18 protein-coding genes are annotated in these 20,042 nt (G+C 72.4%); 12 read left to right on the top strand and 6 right to left on the bottom strand.

The window, feature by feature from the left end:
- Positions 1-45: 45 nt before the first annotated feature.
- Positions 46-1,704 carry an MFS transporter gene (locus AB0I22_RS33375; protein ID WP_363134745.1) on the top strand — a complete coding sequence of 553 codons (1,659 nt, stop codon included), beginning with the start codon at positions 46-48 and terminating at the stop codon, positions 1,702-1,704.
- A 121-nt stretch (positions 1,705-1,825) separates the two neighbouring features.
- Positions 1,826-3,013: an acyl-CoA dehydrogenase family protein gene (locus AB0I22_RS33370; protein ID WP_363134744.1), complete on the top strand. Its 1,188-nt coding sequence runs from the start codon at positions 1,826-1,828 to the stop codon at positions 3,011-3,013.
- 49 nt (positions 3,014-3,062) lie between these two features.
- On the opposite strand, the gene AB0I22_RS33365 is transcribed toward AB0I22_RS33370, so the two are convergent.
- The 3 genes from AB0I22_RS33365 to AB0I22_RS33355 form a co-directional block, all read right to left on the bottom strand.
- Positions 3,063-3,500: a cell division protein SepF gene (locus AB0I22_RS33365; protein WP_363134743.1), complete on the bottom strand. Its 438-nt coding sequence runs from the start codon at positions 3,498-3,500 to the stop codon at positions 3,063-3,065.
- A gap of 369 nt (positions 3,501-3,869) precedes the next feature.
- Positions 3,870-4,820: an ABC transporter substrate-binding protein gene (locus AB0I22_RS33360; RefSeq protein WP_363134742.1), complete on the bottom strand. Its 951-nt coding sequence runs from the start codon at positions 4,818-4,820 to the stop codon at positions 3,870-3,872.
- Between the two features lie 11 nt (positions 4,821-4,831).
- Positions 4,832-5,359 (bottom strand): GNAT family N-acetyltransferase, encoded by a 528-nt coding sequence (locus tag AB0I22_RS33355; protein WP_363134741.1) that lies wholly within the window; start codon positions 5,357-5,359, stop codon positions 4,832-4,834.
- 561 nt (positions 5,360-5,920) lie between these two features.
- On the opposite strand from AB0I22_RS33355, the gene AB0I22_RS33350 reads away from it, so the two are divergent.
- The 7 genes from AB0I22_RS33350 (at position 5,921) to AB0I22_RS33320 (ending at position 14,641) form a co-directional block, all read left to right on the top strand.
- Positions 5,921-6,859 (top strand): amino acid ABC transporter permease, encoded by a 939-nt coding sequence (locus AB0I22_RS33350; protein ID WP_363134740.1) that lies wholly within the window; start codon positions 5,921-5,923, stop codon positions 6,857-6,859.
- A complete protein-coding gene (locus AB0I22_RS33345) occupies positions 6,856-8,874 on the top strand; it encodes an FAD/NAD(P)-binding protein (RefSeq protein ID WP_363134739.1) in 2,019 nt (672 codons plus the stop codon). Before AB0I22_RS33350 ends, AB0I22_RS33345 begins: the two co-directional genes overlap by 4 nt.
- 117 nt (positions 8,875-8,991) lie before the next feature.
- A complete protein-coding gene (locus AB0I22_RS33340; protein WP_363134738.1) occupies positions 8,992-9,804 on the top strand; it encodes an amino acid ABC transporter ATP-binding protein in 813 nt (270 codons plus the stop codon).
- 230 nt (positions 9,805-10,034) lie between these two features.
- Positions 10,035-11,123, top strand: coding sequence for an LLM class flavin-dependent oxidoreductase (locus tag AB0I22_RS33335; protein WP_363134737.1), 1,089 nt, complete (start codon positions 10,035-10,037; stop codon positions 11,121-11,123).
- Positions 11,120-12,493, top strand: coding sequence for an NtaA/DmoA family FMN-dependent monooxygenase (locus AB0I22_RS33330; protein ID WP_363134736.1), 1,374 nt, complete (start codon positions 11,120-11,122; stop codon positions 12,491-12,493). The genes AB0I22_RS33335 and AB0I22_RS33330 overlap by 4 nt, the downstream gene beginning before the upstream one ends.
- 5 nt (positions 12,494-12,498) lie before the next feature.
- Positions 12,499-13,311, top strand: a complete 813-nt coding sequence (locus AB0I22_RS33325) for a DUF1684 domain-containing protein (protein WP_363134735.1) — start codon at positions 12,499-12,501, stop codon at positions 13,309-13,311.
- A gap of 421 nt (positions 13,312-13,732) precedes the next feature.
- Complete coding sequence (locus tag AB0I22_RS33320) at positions 13,733-14,641, top strand: S1 family peptidase (RefSeq protein ID WP_363134734.1); 909 nt, start codon at positions 13,733-13,735, stop codon at positions 14,639-14,641.
- A gap of 264 nt (positions 14,642-14,905) precedes the next feature.
- Here the strand turns inward: AB0I22_RS33320 and AB0I22_RS33315 are convergent, their stop codons facing one another.
- Both AB0I22_RS33315 and AB0I22_RS33310 read right to left on the bottom strand, forming a co-directional pair.
- Positions 14,906-15,757, bottom strand: coding sequence for a hypothetical protein (locus tag AB0I22_RS33315; protein WP_363134733.1), 852 nt, complete (start codon positions 15,755-15,757; stop codon positions 14,906-14,908).
- Positions 15,758-15,801: 44 nt separating this feature from the next.
- Positions 15,802-16,146 carry an MmcQ/YjbR family DNA-binding protein gene (locus AB0I22_RS33310; protein ID WP_363134732.1) on the bottom strand — a complete coding sequence of 115 codons (345 nt, stop codon included), beginning with the start codon at positions 16,144-16,146 and terminating at the stop codon, positions 15,802-15,804.
- 89 nt (positions 16,147-16,235) lie between these two features.
- On the opposite strand from AB0I22_RS33310, the gene AB0I22_RS33305 reads away from it, so the two are divergent.
- Complete coding sequence (locus AB0I22_RS33305; protein ID WP_363134731.1) at positions 16,236-17,075, top strand: aminoglycoside adenylyltransferase family protein; 840 nt, start codon at positions 16,236-16,238, stop codon at positions 17,073-17,075.
- A 79-nt stretch (positions 17,076-17,154) separates the two neighbouring features.
- Positions 17,155-18,132, top strand: coding sequence for a slipin family protein (locus AB0I22_RS33300; RefSeq protein ID WP_363134730.1), 978 nt, complete (start codon positions 17,155-17,157; stop codon positions 18,130-18,132).
- A 70-nt stretch (positions 18,133-18,202) separates the two neighbouring features.
- On the opposite strand, the gene AB0I22_RS33295 is transcribed toward AB0I22_RS33300, so the two are convergent.
- Positions 18,203-18,787, bottom strand: a complete 585-nt coding sequence (locus AB0I22_RS33295; RefSeq protein WP_363134729.1) for a TetR/AcrR family transcriptional regulator — start codon at positions 18,785-18,787, stop codon at positions 18,203-18,205.
- A gap of 134 nt (positions 18,788-18,921) precedes the next feature.
- On the opposite strand from AB0I22_RS33295, the gene AB0I22_RS33290 reads away from it, so the two are divergent.
- Entirely contained in the window at positions 18,922-19,983 is a 1,062-nt protein-coding gene (locus AB0I22_RS33290) for a zinc-binding dehydrogenase (protein WP_363134763.1), read from the top strand.
- Positions 19,984-20,042: the final 59 nt, after the last annotated feature.

The raw sequence follows: 20,042 nt of genomic DNA, 5'->3' as shown, positions 1-20,042 counted from the left end.
CCTTGGCCCGTTCCGAGCGCGAGCGCACGACACGGAGGTGTGTGAATGTCCGGGACGACCACGGCCGGCGCCAGGCCGACAGCGGACGGCCCGTCCCGGAACCGGGGCGGCGCCAACCGCTGGACCGTGCTCGTCGTGCTCTGCGTCAGCCTGCTGCTGGTCGCCCTCGACTCGACGGTGCTGCACGTCGCCGTGCCCGCCGTCACCGAGGATCTGCGCCCCGGCCCGATAGAGCTGCTGTGGATCGTCGACGTCTACCCGCTCGTCTGCGCCTCCCTGCTCATCCTCTTCGGCACCCTCGGCGACCGCGTCGGCCGCCGCCGCGTCCTGCTGCTCGGCTACGCGTTCTTCGGCCTGGCCTCGGCGCTGGCGGCCTTCGCCACCAGCCCCGACGTACTGGTGACGGCCCGGGCCCTGCTCGGCGTCGGCGGCGCGATGATCATGCCTGCGACGCTGTCGATCCTCCGTCAGGTCTTCCCCGACCGCCGCGAGAGGGCGCTGGCCATCGGGGTCTGGAGCGCGGTCGCCGCCGTGGGCGCGGCCGTCGGGCCGCTGCTCGGCGGCTTCCTCCTCGAACACTTCTGGTGGGGCTCGGTCTTCCTCATCAACATCCCGCTGATGGTCGTCAGCCTGCCCATCGGCCGCTGGCTGCTGCCCGAGTCCACCGGCGACCGGGACGGCCCCTGGGACGTGATCGGCGCGCTGATGGCCGCGTTCGGCCTGTTCGGGGTCGTCCTCGGGGTGAAGCGGGCCGGTGGCGGCGACGACCTGCTGACCGTCGAGACCCTCGCCCCGGTCATCGTCGGCGCGGCCCTGCTCGTCCTGTTCGTCCGCCGCCAGCGGCGCCGGGAGCACCCGCTCGTCGACCTCACGATGTTCGCCCGGCCCGCCTTCGGCACCTCCGTCGGCTGCATCGTGCTGGCCATGCTGGCGCTCGTCGGCCTCGAACTCATAGCCGCCCAGTACCTCCAGCTCGTCCTCGGCCTCACCCCCCTCGAAACCGGCCTGCGGCTGCTGCCGCTCACCTTCGCCGCGATGGCCGCGGGCCTGGTCGGCTCCCGAATACTGGACCGCTTCGGCCCCCGCGCCATGGTCGGCCTCGGCTTCCTCCTCACCGCCGGCGCCGTCCTCTCCCTGACCGTCATGGGCCAGCAGGACCGGCCCGCGCTCCTGATCATCAGCTTCATACTGCTGGGCTTCGGCCTGGAGACCACGCTCTTCGGCGCGTACGAGTCCATGCTCAGCGAGGCGCCCGCCGCCACCGCCGGGGGAGCGGCCGCCATCGGCGAGACCTCCTACCAGCTCGGCGGGGGCATCGGCATCGCCCTCCTCGGCAGCGTCATGAACGCCGCGTACGCACCCGGCGTCAAGGGCGCCTCCGGCGTCCCCAGCGACTCCTCCGCCGCCGCCGGCCACTCCCTCGGCGAGGCGTACGAGGTCTCCGGACGGCTCGGCGGCGCGGCCGGCTCGGCGCTGCGCCACGCCGCCCGCGCCTCCTTCGTGCACGGTCTGCACGTCACCCTGATCGTCAGCGCGGGGCTGCTGCTCCTCGGCGCGCTCGCCGCGCTCCGGCTGCCGCGCACGATGGAGTGCGAGGGCGGCCCGGCCCCCGACCCGGACCAGGGGCCCGAGGCGGAGACCGCCGCCGGTCCCGAGACCGGGGCGCGCAGGACCGAGCCGTGCGCGGCGGAGTCCACCCGCTGATCCGCACCCCGCGAAACCGGGACCGGCCAGGCGGCGCGGCCCCGGGGGCCTCTGGACGCGGGGCGGCGGCCGGTCGTAGCGTCGGGCGCGAGCCGAAAAGATCACTGCCGGAGGCGCAGACATGTCCGTACGCTCCTTGCCGCCGTTCGATCCGACCGATCCGCTCGGGATCGACGACCTCCTCGCCCCCGAGGACCTCGCCGTACGGACCACCGTCCGCCAGTGGGCCGCCGACCGGGTGCTGCCGCACATCGCGGACTGGTACGAGCGCGGGGAGCTGCCCGGCATCCGCGAACTCAGCCGCGAACTCGGCTCCATGGGCGCCCTCGGCATGACCCTGAAGGGCTACGGCTGCGCGGGCGCGAGCGCCGTCCAGTACGGGCTGGCCTGCCTGGAGCTGGAGGCCGCCGACTCCGGCGTGCGCTCCCTGGTCTCCGTGCAGGGCTCGCTGGCGATGTACGCGATCCACCGGTTCGGCTCCGAGGAGCAGAAGCAGCGGTGGCTGCCGGGGATGGCGGCGGGCGAGACCATCGGCTGCTTCGGGCTGACCGAGCCGGACCACGGCTCGGACCCGGCGGGCATGCGCACGTACGCCAAGCGCGACGGTGCGGACTGGGTGCTGACGGGCCGCAAGATGTGGATCACCAATGGCTCGGTGGCCGGTGTCGCCGTGGTCTGGGCCCGCACCGACGACGGCATCCGCGGCTTCGTCGTGCCCACCGACGCCCCCGGCTTCGCCGCGCCGGAGATCAAGCACAAGTGGTCGCTGCGGGCCTCCGTCACCAGCGAGCTCGTCCTGGACGAGGTGCGGCTGCCCGCCGACGCCGTACTCCCCGGGGCCACCGGGCTGCGCGGGCCGCTGAGCTGCCTGTCCCACGCCCGGTACGGCATCGTGTGGGGATCGATGGGCGCGGCCCGCGCCGCCTTCGAGTCGGCGCTGGAGTACTCGCGCACCCGCGAGCAGTTCGGCCGGCCGATCGGCGGCTTCCAGCTCACCCAGGCCAAGCTCGCCGACATGGCCGTGGAACTGCACAAGGGCATCCTGCTCGCCCACCACCTCGGACAGCGGATGGACGCGGGCACGCTCAGGCCCGAGCAGGTCAGCTTCGGGAAGCTCAACAACGTGCGGGAGGCCATCGACATCTGCCGCACGGCCCGTACGGTCCTCGGCGCCAACGGGATCTCGCTCGAATACCCCGTCATGCGGCACGCCACGAACCTGGAGTCGGTACTCACCTACGAAGGCACGGTGGAGATGCACCAGCTGGTGCTGGGCAAGGCGCTCACGGGGCTCGACGCCTTCCGGTGAACGGTTCCTGCTTCCGGCCGGCCGTCGGCGGCCGGAGGCAGGAGCGCGATCAGCTCTGGTTGAAGAAACCGCCGGGCTTGCGGCTGCCGGACTCGCCGCTGAGGACCTGGTAATCGGGGGGCGTGAGCAGGAAGACCCGGTTGGCGACGCGGTCGATCGAGCCGCGCAGGCCGAAGGTGAGGCCGGCCGCGAAGTCCACGACGCGCTTGGCGTCGGTGGGCTCCATGCCCGTGAGGTTCACGATCACCGGAATGCCGTCCCGGAACAGCTCGCCGATACCGCGAGCGTCCCGGAAGCTCTCCGGGGTGACCGTGGCGATGCGCGTGCCCTCTTCCTCCGCCGCCTCCTCGGCCACCCGCACCCGCGGGCTCGTCACCCAGGACTCCCGGGCCTCGGCCCCCTCGGTGTACTCGTCGTCGTAGTAGCGCTCTTCATCGCTGTCGTCGACGAGGCCAAGCCAGGCACTCGCCTTGCGCACCGATCCCATGGACGCCTCCTCTCACACGCGGTGTGTACCGTCCGCCTTCCTATGGTCGTCCATGATGCTGATGATGTGCCAAGTGGATAGCCGCCGCACGGGGGTTTCGTGACGCATCTGGTGCAAAGAGTGTGACGGGTTGTCGATTTATAACCAGCTGAGTTGATTTCAGTACCGACTGTGACGCGATCCAGGGCCGGGCGGATGGCTACGGGCCGCCCCGCCCGCCGCGCCCGTACCCTCGCGCCCCCGCCCTGACCTGCTGTGACGTGCCGTTAGGAGCTCATGGGATGCGGCCTGCCGCGGTACGGGGGCAAGTGTGTTCGGAATCATCAGGCCGTGCCGCCATGGGCTGTCCGATCCGAGGGGGCGCGGACTCTACCACTTCAGCTCGGGCGGGCTGAGCTGCGAGTGCCGGATCGCCGAGGGGCCCACGCCCCACTTCTTCAGGATGCGTGCGTACGAACCGTCGGAGATCAGCCCCTCCACCGCGGCCCGGAAGGCGGGCGCGAGCCTGCTGCCCTTGGGGAAGGCGAAACCGACGTCGAGCCGGTGGGACTCGTTCAGGAACCGCACGCCCTGCTGCTGTCGCACCGCGTAGCGCAGCCCATTGGCGGTGCTCATCACCACGTCGACCCGGCCCTGCCGCAGCCCGAGCCAGACCGTCGCCGGGTCGGCGAAGGTCTTCACGCGGTACGCCTTCTTCCCCGCGTCGGCGCAGCGGTGCGCGTTCTCCTCCAGCGTCGCCTCGAACGTGGTGCCCGCGCCCGTCGCCACCGTCAGCCCGCACAGTTCGGTCAGGTCGGTCACCTTCTTCGGGCCGCCGCCGTCGAGGGCGGCGAAGCCCTGCCCGTCGTTGATGTACGTGACGAAGTCGATGGTCTTGCGGCGCGCCTCTGTGACGCCGAAGTTGCCGGTGCCCACGTCGTACTTGCCGCTGCCGAGCGCCGGCAGGATCGCCTCGAACCCGGCGACCTGCCGCTGGAGCCGGACCCTGAGCTTCTTGGCGACCGCGTCCGAGATGTCGATGTCCAGACCGGCGAGGGTCCTGCCGTCCTTGAGGTAGGTGGAGCCGGGCGGCGAGCCGACGCTGGCAGCGATCTTCACGGTGCCGCGCGCCCGTACGTCCGCGGGCAGCAGCGCGGCCGCGGCCCGGTCCGCCGAGACGCCCGAGACCACGTTCGCGGACGGGAGCTCCGCTTCGCCCGCGGCGTCGCGCGCGCCGCCGGCCGCGGCCGGGTCGCCGCTCCCGCACGCGGTGAGCGACAGCAGCGACAGCGCGGCCGCGGCCAGCAGGGCGATGGTGCCGCGAGCGGTGGTTGCTCTCACGCTGATCGCTCTCATGAGGCGCGGTTCTCCAACCGGTTCAGGTACTTCTCGAACGGCAGCGGCCCGATCGTCTCGGGGTCCGCGGAGACGTCGAAGAGGGGGCGGTAACCGGCGGCCAGATAGAGGCCCTTGGCCTCCGGCTGCCGGGGTCCGGTGGTCAGGAAGAGGCGTTCGTAGCCGTGTGCGGCGGCCTCCCGCTCCAGTACGAGCAGCACGCGCCGGGCCAGTCCGCGGCGGCGGTGCGCGGAGTGCGTCCAGATGCGTTTGAGTTCGGCCGTCGGCGGGCCGGTGGACTCGTGCCGGCGGAACGCGCCGCCCGCGATGGCCGCCCCGCGCTCCAGGAGCAGCAGGAACGCGCCCTCGGGCGGGGCGAATTCGGCGGCCGGATAGCCGTGGAGGTCGGAGGACGAGCCGTAACGCGCGGTGTATTCGTATGTCAGCTCGTCGAGCAGCGGGCGGGCGAGCGGGTCGGCGACGGTGGTGTGGTGGACGGTCAGCTCCGGGGCGCCCCCGGCCGGGGGCAGGACTTCGGAACGCATGCGGGCCCCTTCTGGGTGCATGACGTGCGTGACGTTCTACGACGTCCGTGACGTGTGTGATGTGTGTGGCGTGCTTGAAGTGCGTGACGTGTATGGCGCGGGAACGGGGCGCACGAGCGCGTGCCGCTGGTACGGGCGCGAGCGCGGGTACGGGCACGGTGCGGTGCGCGGTGCTGGGGGAGGGCGAGCCGAGGGGAGGGGAGCGAGGGGAAAAGCGGGTCGCTCAGGCGTGTGAAGGCGCGGAAGGAACGCGCGTATGCCGCCGCCGCGCCGCGAAGGGCGGGCTCAAGGGCGGAAGGTCAGCTCTGACAGGACGACGACCACACCCGACCGAAGTCGATGTGGTCTCGCGTGACCAGCCACTGCCGTGAATGCATGGTCCAAGTGGAACAGGCATCCGTTTCTTCGTCAACTGATCTGAGACGAACGGCTCACAGTGCGGACGGGGTTGACAACACACCGTACGGGCGGCTTAGCCTCCTGTCACGGTCGTGCTGAGGGGCGCGGCCCGCGTGTGAAGGCGTATCCCGTGTTCGATCTCTGCATCCACGGAGCCTTCGCATGTCTTTGGGCAGCGCAGCCACGCACCCCGAAACCCTTCCCGCCACCTCCTCCCCGTACGGCCCCGTCGGCGCCGACGGCGCCCCGGACTCCGGCCCGCGCCCCGACGAACGGCCGCGCGTCGTGCCCGTACGGCGCACCGGCCAGTGGATCGCGGCAGCCGTCGTCGTCCTGCTGCTCGCCATGGCGGCCAACTCCGTCGCCCGCAACAAGGCGTTCCAATGGGACGTCGTCGGCGCGTACTTCACCTCCTCCACCGTGCTGCGCGGCCTCGGGCTCACGCTCTGGCTGACGGCCCTGGTCATGGTGGCCGGCTTCGCCCTCGGCACGCTGCTCGCCGTCATGCGGCTGTCCGCCAACCCCGTGCTGAACAAGGTCAGTTGGGGCTACGTCTGGCTCTTCCGGTCGGTGCCGGTCCTGGTGCAGCTGCTGTTCTGGTTCAACATCGGCGTCCTGTACCCGACGCTGGGCCTCGGCATCCCCTGGGGCCCCGAGTTCGTCAGCGTCCACACCGTGAACCTCTTCGGCCCCACGGCGGTCGCCGTCGTCGGGCTGACCCTGCACGAGGCCGCGTACGCCGCCGAAGTCGTACGCGGCGGCATCATCTCCGTCGAGAAGGGCCAACTGGAGGCCGCCCAGTCGCTCGGCCTCGGGCGCGGCCGCACCCTGCGCCGCATCGTGCTGCCGCAGGCCATGCGGTCGATCGTGCCGCCGGCCGGGAACATGCTGATCGGCGCCCTCAAGGGCACCTCCATCGTCTCCATCATCGCCGTGAACGATCTGCTCTACTCCGCGCAGCTCGTCTACCACCGCACGTACCAGGTCATCCCGATGCTGATGGTCGCCACCATCTGGTACGTGCTGGTCACCTCGGTGCTCAGCGTGGGCCAGCACTACGTCGAACGGCACTACGCGCGCGGCACGGCGGGCGCCCGATGAGCACTCGCGCATCCGGCCCCCGACCGGGCGGCGCCCGCGTCCTGGACGACCGCATCCTGAACGACCGCGCCGCCCCCAGTGAGCACGCCCCGAGCGACCGCGTCTCGCAGGGCGGCGCCCTGAACGGCGGCGTCCCGGGCGGCCGGGGCCAGGGCGCCGCCCTCGTGCCCTCCGTCGTGATCGTCGGTGCCGGGCCGCGCGCCACCGGCGTGATCGAACGGATCGCCGCCAACGCGCCCGAACTCTTCGACGGCGCCCGCCTCGACATCCACCTCGTGGACCCGCACCCGCCCGGCGGCGGCCGGATCTGGCGGCACGACCAGTCGCGGCTGCTGTGGATGAACTCCATGGCCGAGGACGTCACCATGTTCACCGACGAATCCGTCGAACACGAGGGCCCGGTCCGCTCCGGACCGTCCCTCTCCGAATGGGCCCGCCTCGTGCGCACCGGCGCGCTCTCGGTGGAACTCCCGCCCGAAACGGCCGCGGAACTAGCCGAGTTGACTGACCAGTCCTTCGCCAGCAGGCGGCTCCAGAGCGCGTACCTGGGCTGGACGTACCAGCAGGCGCTGGCCGCCCTGCCCCCGCACATCACCGTCCACGAACACCGCCACCGCGCCACCCGCGTGTCCGGGCCGCGCGACGGCCGGCAGCAGGTGTGGCTCGCGGACCGGCCGACGCCGCTCCTCGCCGACCTCGTCGTCCTCGCCCTCGGCCACCTCGACGCCGAACCCGACGACGAACAGCGCGCCCTCGCGTCCTTCGCCGCGGAACACCGACTGACCCACATCCCACCGGAGTTCACCGCCGACAGCGACCTGTCCGGCCTGCGCCCCGGCGAGCCCGTCATCGTGCGCGGCTTCGGGCTGGCCTTCATCGACCTGATGGTGCTGCTCACCGAGGGGCGCGGCGGGCGCTATACGGACGACGGCCCCGGCGGCGCGCTGACCTACCACCCCTCCGGGCGCGAACCCGTCCTGCACGTCAGCTCGCGGCGCGGCGTCCCGTACCACTCCAAGCTCGGCTACCCGCTGCGCGGCGAGGCGCCCCCGCTGCCCCGCTTCTTCGGCCCCGCCGAGGTCGACGCGCTGCTGGCCCGCCCCGGCCCGCCCGACTTCCGGCGCGACGTCTGGCCGCTGGTCGAGAAGGAACTGGGCTTCGCCCACTACCACCGGCTCTTCACCGCCCACCCGCACCGTACGGCCGTCAACTGGCCGGACTTCGAGGAGAAGTACGCCGCCTGCGACCCCGGCGGCCCCGAACTCCAGGCGCTGGTCGCCGCCGCCGTGCCCGACCCCGCCGACCGGCTCGACCTCGACGCGCTCGACCACCCGCTCGCGGGCCTGCGCTACACCGACACGGACGCCCTGCAAGACGGACTGCGCGGCTACATCGAGGCCGACCTCGCCCGCGCCCACGACCCCGCGCACAGCCCCGACCTCGCCGTCTTCCTCGCCCTGCTGTCCGTCTACGGACAGTTGGCGCGCCTCGGCGACGTGGGCCCCTGGTGGCACGGCTTCTTCAGCTACCTCGCCTCGGGCCCGCCCGGCCCCCGGCTGCGCCAACTCCTCGCCCTCTCCCGCGCCGGCCTCGTGCGCTTCCTCGGCGCGGACATGACCGTGACCGCCGACCCGGAGCGCGGCGTCTTCCGGGCGGGCGGCGCGAGCGTGCCCGGCCACACCGTCGAGGCGAGAGCGCTCGTCGAGGCCCGGCTGCCCGCGCCGTCCGTGACCCGCTCGCGGGACACGCTGCTGCGCGGCCTGTACACGGACGGGGCCGTGGCGACCCCCGCCGGGCTGCTCGCCGTCGACCCCGTGGACCTGCGCGTCCTGGACCGTACGGGCCGCCCGCACCCCCGCCGCTTCGCGATCGGCGCGCACACCGACGCCCGCTCGTCCGGCGCCTTCGCCCGGCCCCGCACCAACGCGCCCGCCTTCCGGCAGAACGATGCCACCGCGCGGGCCCTGCTCTCCTTCCTCCGCGACGTGTCCTGTCGCGCACCGCTCAGTGCCTGACGCCGGTACCTGAGTGACGCACCTGAGATCAGCGACTGAGTGACGCACCTGACATCGGCGCATGAGCGACGCGCCTGAACGCACGTCGACCCGTACGTACGGACTTCGAGGACCGCTATGCCACTGATACGCCCTTCCGACCACGCCGCGAGCGCCCGGGCCGGCGACACGGACGTCATGGTCGACGTCCGGTCCGTCCACAAGAGCTTCGGCCCGCTCAAAGTGCTGCACGGCGTGGACCTGCGCGTACGCGCAGGTGAAGTCGCCGTCGTACTCGGCCCGTCCGGGTCCGGGAAGTCCACCCTGCTGCGCACGATCAACCACCTGGAGAAGGTGGACAGCGGCTGGGTGAGCGTCGACGGCTCCCTGGTGGGCTACCGCCGTTCCGGCGGCAAGCTCTACGAACTGCGCGAGCGGGAGGTGCTGAGGCAGCGCACCCGGATCGGCTTCGTCTTCCAGAACTTCAATCTCTTCCCGCATCTGACGGTGCTGGAGAACGTCACCGAGGCGCCCGTATCGGCGCTCAAACGCCCCAAGAAGGAGGCCGTCGGCACGGCGGAACGGCTGCTCGCCCGGGTCGGCCTCGCCGACAAGGCCGCCGCCTATCCCCGGCAGCTCTCCGGCGGTCAGCAGCAGCGCGTCGCCATCGCGCGGGCCCTCGCCCTCGAACCCCGGCTGCTCCTCTTCGACGAGCCGACCTCCGCCCTCGACCCCGAACTGGTCGGCGAGGTCCTCGACGTCATCAAGGACCTCGCCGGGCAGGGCACCACGATGATCGTCGTGACCCACGAGATCGGGTTCGCACGGGAGGTCGCCGACACCGTCGTCTTCATGGACGGCGGCCGCGTCCTCGAACAGGGCCCGCCCGCCGAGGTGCTGGACGCCCCGCAGCACGAGCGCACCAGGGCGTTCCTGTCCAAGGTCCTCTGAGATGAGCCGAGTTGACACCCGCGTGCGTGTGGACGTTGACACGCGCGTACGCGCGGACCGGGAAGTACGCGCGAATCGAGACGTACGCGCGAATCGAGAAGCGCCCGCGGTTCGAGAGCGATCCGCCGGGCCCGCCGCCTGCCGCCCGCCGCACGGAAGCGGCCACCGCGGCTACCGCGATCACCGCGCCTACCGCGACTACCGCGACCACTGAAAGAAGGCATCCGACCATGTCCGTTCCCTCCCCATCCCGCCCGCTGCGGCTGGCCGCGGCCGTCGACCACGGCGGCGCGCTCGACGCCGAGCCGTACGTGCGCGCCGCCCGCCTCGCCGAGCGCGGCAGGCTCGACTTCGTCACCCTCGGCGACTCCTTCGCCCGGCAGGGGCCGGACGCCCTCGCCGTGCTCGCCCGCGTCGCGCCCGCGACCGAACGGGTCGGCCTGGTGCCGACCGTCACCACCACGCACACCGAGCCGTTCCACGTGTCCAGCGCCGTCGCCACCCTGGACTGGGTCAGCCGCGGCCGGGCCGGCTGGACCGTGGACGTGTCGACGACCGCGGCGGAGGCGCGGCTCTTCGGCCGCCGCTCCGCGGCCCCCGCGCGGGAGCTGTGGCGCGAGGCCGCCGAAGTCGCCGACGTCGCGGGGCGGCTCTGGGACAGCTGGGAGGACGACGCCGAGATCAGGGACGTCGCCACCGGCCGCTTCATCGACCGGGACAAGCTCCACTACGTCGACTTCGAGGGCGGCGAGTTCTCCGTGCGCGGCCCGGCCATCGTGCCGAGGCCGCCGCAGGGGCGGCCGGTCATCGCCCTGGACGCCACCGCGTCGCTGCCGCGCGAGGCCGCGGCCCGGCACGCCGACGTCGCGTACGTACGGGCCACGAGCCGGAGCGCGGCCGCCGGGGCGCGGGCGGACCTGCGCGGGCGCGCCGCGGCGCACGGACGCGATCCGGGCGGGCTGACGGTCCTGGCCGCGCTCGCCGTCGACCTGACCGACGGCGAGGGCGCGGCCTCGGCCGACCCCGGCTCGTACGACGGGACGCTCACGGTCGGCCGCGACGGGCGGGCGCTCTACCGGGGCGGGCCCGTCGGCCTCGCCGAGCTGATCGGCGGCTGGCACGGGGCCGGAGCCGTGGACGGCTTCCACATCACGCCCACCGATCCGGAGGACGACCTGGAGCGGTTCGTCAACGGCACGGTGGCGCTGCTCCAGCACCGCGGCCTCTTCCGCACCTTCTATCCCGGCGCCACGCTGCGCGACCACCTCGGCCTGTCGCGCCCCGCCAACCGCTACGCACCCGCCGGAGGCATCGCATGAACACACCCGCCAGGAACGAGCGGAAGCAGATCCACCTCGCGGCCCACTTCCCGGGCGTCAACTCCACGACCGTATGGGCCGATCCGCGCTCCCGCAGTCAGATCGACTTCTCCTCCTTCGAGCACGTGGCCCGCACCGCCGAGCGCGGCCTGTTCGACTTCTTCTTCCTCGCCGAGGGGCTGCGGCTGCGCGAGCACAAGGGGCGGGTGCACGACCTCGACGTGGTCGGCCGCCCCGAGTCGATCACTCTCCTGAACGCCCTCGCCGCCGTCACCGAGCGCCTCGGGCTGGCCGCCACGGTCAACGCCACGTTCAACGAGCCGTACGACCTGGCCCGCCGCCTCGGCACCCTGGACCACCTCAGCGGCGGCCGGGCCGCCTGGAACGTCGTCACCTCCTCCGACGCCTTCACCGGCGAGAACTTCCGGCGCGGCGGCTACCTCGACCGGGGCGACCGCTACACCCGCGCCGCCGAGTTCGTCGCGACCGCCCGCGAACTGTGGGACTCCTGGGACGGCGGCGACGCCCCGAGCCCCTTCGCCCACACCGGGCGGCACTTCGACATCTCGGGCGAGTTCGGCGTACGGCGCAGCCCGCAGGGCCACCCCGTGGTCATCCAGGCGGGCGACTCCGACGAGGGCCGCGAGTTCGCCGCTTCCACCGCCGACATCATCTTCACCCGGCACGGCACCGTGGAGGCGGGCCGCGAGTTCTACGCCGACGTGAAGCGGCGGCTCGGTGCGTACGGCCGGCGTCCCGAAGACCTCAAGATCATGCCCGGCGTGACCTTCGTCCTCGGCGACACCGCCGCCGAGGCGCAGGAGAACGCCGCCGAGATCCGCCGGCTCCAGGTCTCGCCGCAGAACGCGATCCTCACCCTGGAACAGATCTGGGGCCGCGACCTGTCCGCGTACGACCCGGACGGACCGCTCCCCGACATCGACCCGGACCCCGACGGCGAGCTGGCCCAGGGCCGGGTCCGGCTCGGCGACCCGCTGGCCATCGCCGAGAAGTGGCGGGCGCTGTCGGCCGCCAAGGGGCTGTCCATCCGGCAGACGGTGATCGAGACGACCGGCCGGCAGTCGTTCATCGGGACCCCGCAGAGCGTCGCGGCGGAGCTCGACGAGTTCGTGCGGACGGACGCCGCCGACGGCTTCATCCTCATTCCGCACCTCACCCCGGGCGGCCTCGACGACTTCGTGGCGCGCGTGGTGCCGCTGCTCCAGGAGCGCGGCTCGTTCCGCACCCGGTACGAGGGCACGACCCTCCGCGACCACCTGGGACTGCCCCAGCCCACCGCACCGGCCTCCGCCCCGCCGGCCCCCGTCGCTCCCGCGCGTGGCACGCGCGCGAAGGCTGTGAAAGGTTGAACGACATGAGCGATGACGCACAGCAGCAGTGGAAGACCTGGCACGAGGACCGCGTGGCGACGGTCTCCGAGCCGTACGGACCGCTCGCGCTCACCGGTACGCACTGGCTCGCCGACGCCGTGGACGGCCGCGTTCCGACCCTGGACGGCGGCATGCTCCCCGGACGCTGGACCGAGGGCGGTGACGGGGGCGTGGACACGATTTCGCTCAGCGCCACCGCCGCCGACGGGCTGACCCTCGACGGCCGGCCGCTGGCGGGCGAGGTCCGGCTCGGCGAGGACAGCGGTCCCAAGGCGGCCCGCGTGGCCCGCGGCGAACAGCGCTACGTCGTGCTGCGCCGCGAGGGCCTGTGGGCCGTGCGGGTCTTCGACCCGGACGCGGAGAACCGCCGCACCTTCGCCGGGATCGACGTCTTCGACTACGACGAGCGGTGGGTGCTGAAGGGGCTGTTCCGCCCGTACGACGCGAGCCGCACCGTGCGCGTGGGCAACGCCGACGGCCAGGAACGGGGCCTCGGGCTCGGCGGCGAACTGGCCTTCACGGTCGACGGGGACGAGCACACGCTCCAGGTCGCGGTGGAGGACGACGGGTCGCTGTGGGCCGTACTCGCCGACGGCACGAGCGGCAAGGACAGCTACCGCTTCCGCTTCCTGCGCATGCCCGCCCCGGCCGCGGACGGCGCGGTGACGGTGGACTTCAACCGGACCGTGCTGCCGCCGTGCGCCTTCGCCGACCACTTCATCTGCCCGTTCCCGCCGCCGGGCAACACGCTGCCGGTCGACGTCCGGGCGGGGGAGCGGAACCGGCTGACGCGCTGAACGAATTCCGGGAGCGGAACCGGCTGACGAGCTGAGGGGCGGGGCCGGGGAACGGGGGCGGGGACGAGCAGGGGAACGGGCGGCGGAACGGGGTTCGGGGAACAGGCGGCGGAAGCGGCGGGACGGCCGGTGCGCGGCCGGACGCCCGGCGGTGGAACCGGCCCGCGCGCCGATACGTCCTATCGCCGGCCCGAGGGGGTCAGCGCCGGCCCCGGCGGCCTCCGAGCCGCCGGGGTCATGGCGCTCTGCCACGGGGCGGCCGTCCGAAACATGCCCTTGCGCCCGCTGTCCGCACGCCCCGATACTCCGCAGCAGCGCTTGTCAGGGGCACGGCGGAAGCGGAATCCGGTGTGCCCTTTGACTGCGCCTCACGGGCCCGTCCACCCCACGACGGCCCCTTACCCTCCTCGGGAGGAAGAACGTGAGGATCAAGCGCACCACCCCCCGCAGCGGCATCGCGAGACGTTCCGGCTTGCTCGCCACGGCCGCGGGCCTCGCGGCCGCGACGGCGCTCGTCGCCACCAACGCCCACGCCGACGGCGGCCAGGCCGCCGAACAGTACAGCGCCGCCCAGCTCTCCGCGGCCGACTCGGCCGTGCGGAGCGCCGACGTCGCGGGCACGGCCTGGGCCGTGGACGCGAAGACCGGTTCCCTGGTCGTCACCGTCGACAGCACCGTCACCGCGGCCGACATATCCAGGATCAAGAGCGAGGCGGGCGCCAACGCGGGCGCCATCCGCATCGAGCACATGGCGGGCAAGCTCCGGACGCTCCTCACCGGCGGCGACGCGATCTACGCGCCGAGCTGGCGCTGCTCCCTCGGCTTCAACGTGCGCAAGGGCAACACGTACTACCTGCTCACCGCCGGGCACTGCACCAAAGGCAAGCCGGCCTATTACGCGAACTCCAGCAAGACCACGAGCATCGGCCCCACCACCGGTACCAGTTTCCCCGGTAACGACTACGGCATCGTGCAGTACACCAACGCCTCGCTGGCCCACCCCAGCACCGTCGGTGGCCAGCAGATCACCAGCGCCGCCAACGCCACCGTGGGCCAGAACGTCACCCGGCGCGGCTCCACCACCGGCACCCACAGCGGCAAGGTCACCGCGCTGAACCAGACCGTGAACTACGGCAACGGCGACATCGTCTCCGGCCTCATCAAGACCACCGTCTGCGCCGAGCCCGGCGACAGCGGCGGCTCGCTCTACTCCGGTTCCACCGCCATCGGCCTCACCTCCGGCGGCAGCGGCAACTGCAGCTCCGGCGGCACGACGTACTTCCAGCCGGTCGTCGAAGCGATGAACGCCTATGGCGTGACCCTCCCCTGATCGCGTTGTGAGCGCGTTCCGAGGCAAGGCACAGCCCTCGAAGGCGTAGTTCTCGAAGGGCACGGTTCTGTTCTCGAAGGCACGGATCTCTTCCCCACCATCCCCGCCAGCGGCGCCTGCCTCCGGCCGGAACACCGGCCGGAGGCAGGCGTGTCGGGCCCCGGAAGCCGGGCGGTTCAGAGGGGCATCGGGAGCCGACGGATGCCAGGACTGCGGGGATCAGGACTGTGGATATCAGGGCTGTGGGGATCAGGAACGCGGAGATCAGGAACGTGGGACCGCGGCCGGTCCGTACGCCGCACCGCCCCGTTCCCCGCCGCCGAGCCGGCCGGCGATTCTCAGCAGTTCGCCGGTGGCCAGATACGGGCCGGATTCGCACACCACATAGGTGAAGGCCCCGTCGAACCAGGTCACGCCGTGCTCGGAACCCGTCCCCTTGAAGAGGTGGCCGGGGAGCCCGGCGACGGACACGGCCTCGCCCAAGCCGTCCTGCCGCCCTTCGCCGGTGGTCTGCGCGATGGCCAGCGACGGATTCCCCGAGCCCTTGCGGTAATAGCGGGCCCAGGCGGGCCCGTGTTCGCCCTCCCGCTGGAGCAGGGACGGAAGACCCCGCTGGAGGCCGGGCGCCTCCTGGTACATGACGTCCGTCCGCGCGTAGCCCGGTGGGAGGTAGCGGGGGCTGCCGAGGAAGGCGCCGTCGAAAGGGGGGATGCGCTGGCCGGTGGGGGCGTCGATGAGCTGTCGCTTTCCCAAGGGGGCCCGCAGCGTGGCGGAGACCTGCCGGTCTTCCGAGGTCCGGCAGGGGTGCGACAGGTCGGAGATGCCGGTCCTGATCGTCACGGCGACCGTGTCGGAGGACTCCCGAGCGGCCAGCTCGGGCCGCACTTCGTGGCAGGGGGACCAGCCGACGGCGGCGGTGAGCGTACGGCCGTCCCGGCTCACCAGCACCTGGCCGGACACCAGCCCGTCATCGCGGTGGTTCTTGAGCCGGTCCTCCCAGAGCCACCATGCGGTCAGGGCGGTGGTGACGACGGCTGTCGTGCCGACGACCCATAACCCGCGTATGAGATAGGTGAGTTGATCCGGCCGCACGGCTGCCTTCGCTTTCGCGTTCACTTTTCACGGTCTTCGGCCGACGCCCGGCGCCGGCTGTCTCAGCTTCAGCCCGCTTCGGTGAAGGCGTCCAGGAGCCGCGGCGGAGCCGCCTGCTTCCAGGAGTCCACGAGGATGTCCCGCAGTTCGCCGACGTCCTCCAGGGCGGCGAGCCGCACCCGCACCCAGTTGGAACCGGCCTCGTGCGGCGGCGCCCAGAACTTCTCCGGCTCCGCCGCGATCAGCTCCTGCCGCTCGTGCATCGGGCACCTCACCGCGAACGACGTCTCGTCGTCGGGGACCGTGACGAACATCTTGCCGGCGACGCGGAAGGTGGGCATGGACCATGCCTCCTTCTCCACCGTCTCCGGCAAGGAGAGGGCGATGCGGCGTACGTCTGCGGAATCGGTCATGATCACCAGATTAATCGGTGACGGTGCAGTGGCCGTGCCCCGCCGGAAACCTGTTGGCTCGCCCTCGCCCGTTCCCTACGATCCGGACCGTGGCGAACAGTGGGACGGGCCTCCCGGAAGCGCAGGCCGAGGACGTCGTGCGCGTGGTGCGGCGGGTGTTCGGCGCCGACGTCGTCGGCGCGTACCTCCATGGCTCCGCCGTGCTGGACGGGCTGCGGCCGAGCAGCGACGTCGACGTGCTGGCCGTCCTGCGGCGGCGCACGACGACGGGGGAGCGGCGGGCGCTCGTGGACGCGCTGCTGGAGATCTCCGGCGCGGGAGACGCGGGAGCTGGAGGGGCTCGCCCCGTTGAACTGACGGTCGTCGTCCAGGGTGACGTGCGGCCGTGGCGGTATCCGCCGCGCTGCGAGTTCCAGTACGGGGAGTGGCTGCGCGCCGAGTATGAGCGGGGCGGGACGCCGGGGCCGGGGGAGAGCCCCGATCTCGCGCCGCTGATCACCATGGTGCTGCTCGGCGACGCACCGCTGTACGGGCCGCCCCCGGCCGCCGCGCTCGACGCCGTACCGCACGAGGACCTGCGCCGGGGCATCGCCGCCGGTGTGCCGGAACTGCTGGCCGAGCTGGCGGACGACACCCGCAACGTCGTCCTGACGCTCGCCCGCGTCTGGCGGACCCTGGCGACCGGGGAGATCGGTTCCAAGGACGCGGCCGCCGACTGGGCGCTCGCCCGGCTTCCAGCGGAACACCGCCCCGTACTGGTCCGCGCGCGGGCCGGTTACCTCGGTGCGGAGCGGGAACGCTGGGACGACCTTCTGCCGCGCCTGCGTCCGTACGCCGAGTACGTCGCCGCCGCGATCGAGCGACTGATCTCCGGCCGCCTTCGGACTGGGGGCCGCACCCGCTCCAGGGGTCTCGACCGCTGCCCGTAGCGGGCATACCGTGGGAAATAACACCCGCCCTCCCCGCTCCCGCAGACGGGGAGGGGCCCAGGACGGCTAGGGGGCCGTGATGGTCGAGGAGCTGGTGGCAGCAGGAGCGGCGGTCGCGTCCGCGGGTGTGCTGTACGCACTCGCGGCGGCCCGCGTGGTCAAGCAGTACGAGCGGGGCGTGGTCTTCCGCCTCGGCCGGCTGCGGCCGTCCGTACGCGGGCCCGGATTCACGATGGTGATCCCGGCCGTGGACCGGCTGCGCAAGGTGAACATGCAGATCGTCACGATGCCGGTGCCCGCGCAGGAGGGCATCACGCGCGACAACGTCACGGTGCGCGTGGACGCGGTCGTGTACTTCAAGGTGATCGACCCGGCCAACGCCATCGTCGAGGTCGAGGACTACCGCTTCGCCGTCTCCCAGATGGCCCAGACCTCGCTGCGCTCGATCATCGGCAAGAGCGACCTGGACGATCTGCTCTCCAACCGCGAGAAGCTCAACCAGGGCTTGGAGCTGATGATCGACAGCCCGGCCGTGGGGTGGGGCGTGCAGATCGACCGGGTGGAGATCAAGGACGTGTCGCTGCCGGAGACCATGAAGCGGTCGATGGCCCGGCAGGCCGAGGCCGACCGCGAGCGGCGGGCGCGCGTCATCAACGCCGACGCGGAGTTGCAGGCGTCGAAGAAGCTGGCCGAGGCCGCGCACGAGATGTCGGAGGAGCCCGCGGCGCTCCAACTGCGGCTGTTGCAGACCGTGGTGGCCGTGGCGGCGGAGAAGAACTCCACGCTGGTGCTGCCGTTCCCGGTGGAACTGCTGCGCTTCTTGGAACGCGCCACTCCGCATGCCCAGCAGCCGCCCCAGCAGACCCAACCCCAGCCGCCGCCGCAGTCCCAGCAGCCGCCGCAGCCGCCCCAGCCCCAGCAGGCGCAGCCGCCGCAGACGCAACAGGCGCAGCCTCAGCAACCACAGGCCAAGCAGCCGGACCCACCGGGACCACCGGACCAGGCGGGGCAGCCGTATCAACCGGGCCAGGCGCGCCCGGAGCCGCAGGTGCAGTAGGGCAGGCCATGGCCCCCGCACCGGCCCCGACCTCGCCCGCCGACAAGCGCGTTGTCGAAAACGCTCGTGGTCAATGCGTCCGGCGGCGGGGCGGCATGCCGGCTTGAACCAGGTCTCGTGCGAGGCCGGTGCTCTCCCGAAGGGTGTCGATCGAGAGGGGCTGTGTGGCGAGCGCGCCCTCGTGCAGCACGAGGAGCCGGGTGGCGAGGGTAGCCGGGTGCGAGCAGCCCGCCGCGGCGGCGAGTTCCTCGAAGAGGTTCAGCAGCCAGCGTTTCTGGTCGGCGGCGATGCGGTGCGCGGGGTGTGAGGGGTCCGGGAGTTCGGCCAGCGCGTTGATGAAGGCGCAGCCGCGGGTGTTGGCATCGCCCCAGGTCCGCAGCGCCTCGAAGGGCGCGACGACGGCCTCGGCGGGAGCGCCGGCGGCATCGACGGCGGTACGGACGAGTGACCGCCAGCGCTGGTCGCGTTCCGTGAGGTAGGCCGCCACGAGGTGGTCTTTCGAACCGAACTGGTTGTACAGGGTTCGCTTGGTCACGCCTGAGTGCTCGGCGATCAGATCCACGCCGACCGCGGTGATTCCGCGCTCGTAGAACAACTCCTCGGCGGCCGCCACGACGCGGCGTCCGGCGGGCGTGATGGGCCGCGCTTCCGGCATGGCAGATCTCTCCACTGGTCGGATACCCCTTCACAGATCGGTATAGCGATGTACGGTGGGGGATGTTCACCGATCAGTATACCTGCGAGGAGGTACGAGCAATGAGCGCGTCCCAGGCCAAGCGAGCCCAGTCCATGCGGGCCCAGGCCAAGCGAGCCCAGTCCATGCGGGCGGTGCGCATCACGGAGCACGGAGGTCCGGAGGTCCTTGAGGTGGCGGAGGTCGCCGTCCCCACGCCCCAGGCAGGGGAGGTGCTGGTGCAGGTCGGCGCGGTGGCGCTGAACAACACCGACCTGTGGACCCGGGAGGGCGCCTACGGCCGTCCGGGAGACCCGAAGGCGCGGTCGGGCTGGCGAGGCCCGATCGACTTCCCGCGCATTCAGGGCGCGGACGTGGCCGGCCGGGTCGTGGCCGTCGGCGCGGAGGCGGACGGGAGCCTCGTCGGGCGCCGGGTGGTCGTGGACCCCGCGATCTACGATGCCGAGGGGCCGGACGCCAACCCGGTGGGCCTGATGGGGAGCGAACGCGACGGCGGGTACGCCGAGTACGTGACGGCGCCGGCGGAGCAGGTGCACGACGTGACGGAATCCCCGCTCACGGACGACCAGCTCGCGGCGTTGCCGACCGCCTACGGCACGGCGCTCGGCATGATCGAGCGAGGCCGGCTGCGGAAGGGGGAGACCGCCCTGGTCTCGGGGGCGTCCGGTGGCGTCGGCCTCGCGCTGGTGCAGCTCGCCCGTGCGCGCGGCGCGAGGGTGGTCGCCATCAGCAGCGGCCCCAAGATCGACGCGGTGCGCGAAGCGGGCGCGCACGAAGTCGTCGACCGCGCCGGCGACATCGTCGGGCAGATCCGCGCCGCCGCCCCGGAGGGCGTTGACGTAGCACTCGACGTCGTGGCCGGCGAACTGGTGGGCGAGGGGCTGCCGTTGCTGCGCGAAGGCGGCCGGTGGGTCATCGCCGGTGCGCTCGGCGGCTACGGCGTGACCTTCGACGTGCGCCGCCTCTACCTGCACAACGCCCAGGTCATCGGCTCGGCGATGCACACGCCCACGCACTTCGCTCTCCTCATGGACCTGGCCCGCCGGGCGGAGGTCCAGCCCGTCATCGCCGCGGCCTTCCCACTGGACCAGGCCGCCCGGGCACAGGAGGAACTCGCCCGCAGGGGGCACGTGGGAAAGATCGTCATGCGCCCCTGAGCGCGATGCGACGGTCGTGCGCGCAGCCATATGCGGACCAGCACATCGGTGTCGGCCGG

The sequence above is a fragment of the Streptomyces sp. NPDC050610 genome (assembly GCF_040654875.1).
GTDB lineage: Bacteria > Actinomycetota > Actinomycetes > Streptomycetales > Streptomycetaceae > Streptomyces.
This window is presented reverse-complemented; position numbering and strand designations above follow the sequence as displayed.

Excerpts from the sequence above, each read along its gene's own strand:
- AB0I22_RS33350 (WP_363134740.1), top strand. The coding sequence starts at position 5,921 with ATGTCTTTGGGCAGCGCAGCCACGCACCCCGAAACCCTTCCCGCCACC.
- AB0I22_RS33325 (WP_363134735.1), top strand. The coding sequence starts at position 12,499 with ATGAGCGATGACGCACAGCAGCAGTGGAAGACCTGGCACGAGGACCGC.
- AB0I22_RS33330 (WP_363134736.1), top strand. The coding sequence starts at position 11,120 with ATGAACACACCCGCCAGGAACGAGCGGAAGCAGATCCACCTCGCGGCC.
- AB0I22_RS33290 (WP_363134763.1), top strand. The coding sequence starts at position 18,922 with ATGCGGGCCCAGGCCAAGCGAGCCCAGTCCATGCGGGCGGTGCGCATC.
- AB0I22_RS33375 (WP_363134745.1), top strand. The coding sequence starts at position 46 with ATGTCCGGGACGACCACGGCCGGCGCCAGGCCGACAGCGGACGGCCCG.
- AB0I22_RS33345 (WP_363134739.1), top strand. The coding sequence starts at position 6,856 with ATGAGCACTCGCGCATCCGGCCCCCGACCGGGCGGCGCCCGCGTCCTG.
- AB0I22_RS33295 (WP_363134729.1), bottom strand. The coding sequence starts at position 18,787 with ATGCCGGAAGCGCGGCCCATCACGCCCGCCGGACGCCGCGTCGTGGCG.
- AB0I22_RS33365 (WP_363134743.1), bottom strand. The coding sequence starts at position 3,500 with ATGGGATCGGTGCGCAAGGCGAGTGCCTGGCTTGGCCTCGTCGACGAC.
- AB0I22_RS33310 (WP_363134732.1), bottom strand. The coding sequence starts at position 16,146 with ATGACCGATTCCGCAGACGTACGCCGCATCGCCCTCTCCTTGCCGGAG.
- AB0I22_RS33355 (WP_363134741.1), bottom strand. The coding sequence starts at position 5,359 with ATGCGTTCCGAAGTCCTGCCCCCGGCCGGGGGCGCCCCGGAGCTGACC.
- AB0I22_RS33340 (WP_363134738.1), top strand. The coding sequence starts at position 8,992 with ATGCCACTGATACGCCCTTCCGACCACGCCGCGAGCGCCCGGGCCGGC.
- AB0I22_RS33300 (WP_363134730.1), top strand. The coding sequence starts at position 17,155 with ATGGTCGAGGAGCTGGTGGCAGCAGGAGCGGCGGTCGCGTCCGCGGGT.
- AB0I22_RS33370 (WP_363134744.1), top strand. The coding sequence starts at position 1,826 with ATGTCCGTACGCTCCTTGCCGCCGTTCGATCCGACCGATCCGCTCGGG.
- AB0I22_RS33335 (WP_363134737.1), top strand. The coding sequence starts at position 10,035 with ATGTCCGTTCCCTCCCCATCCCGCCCGCTGCGGCTGGCCGCGGCCGTC.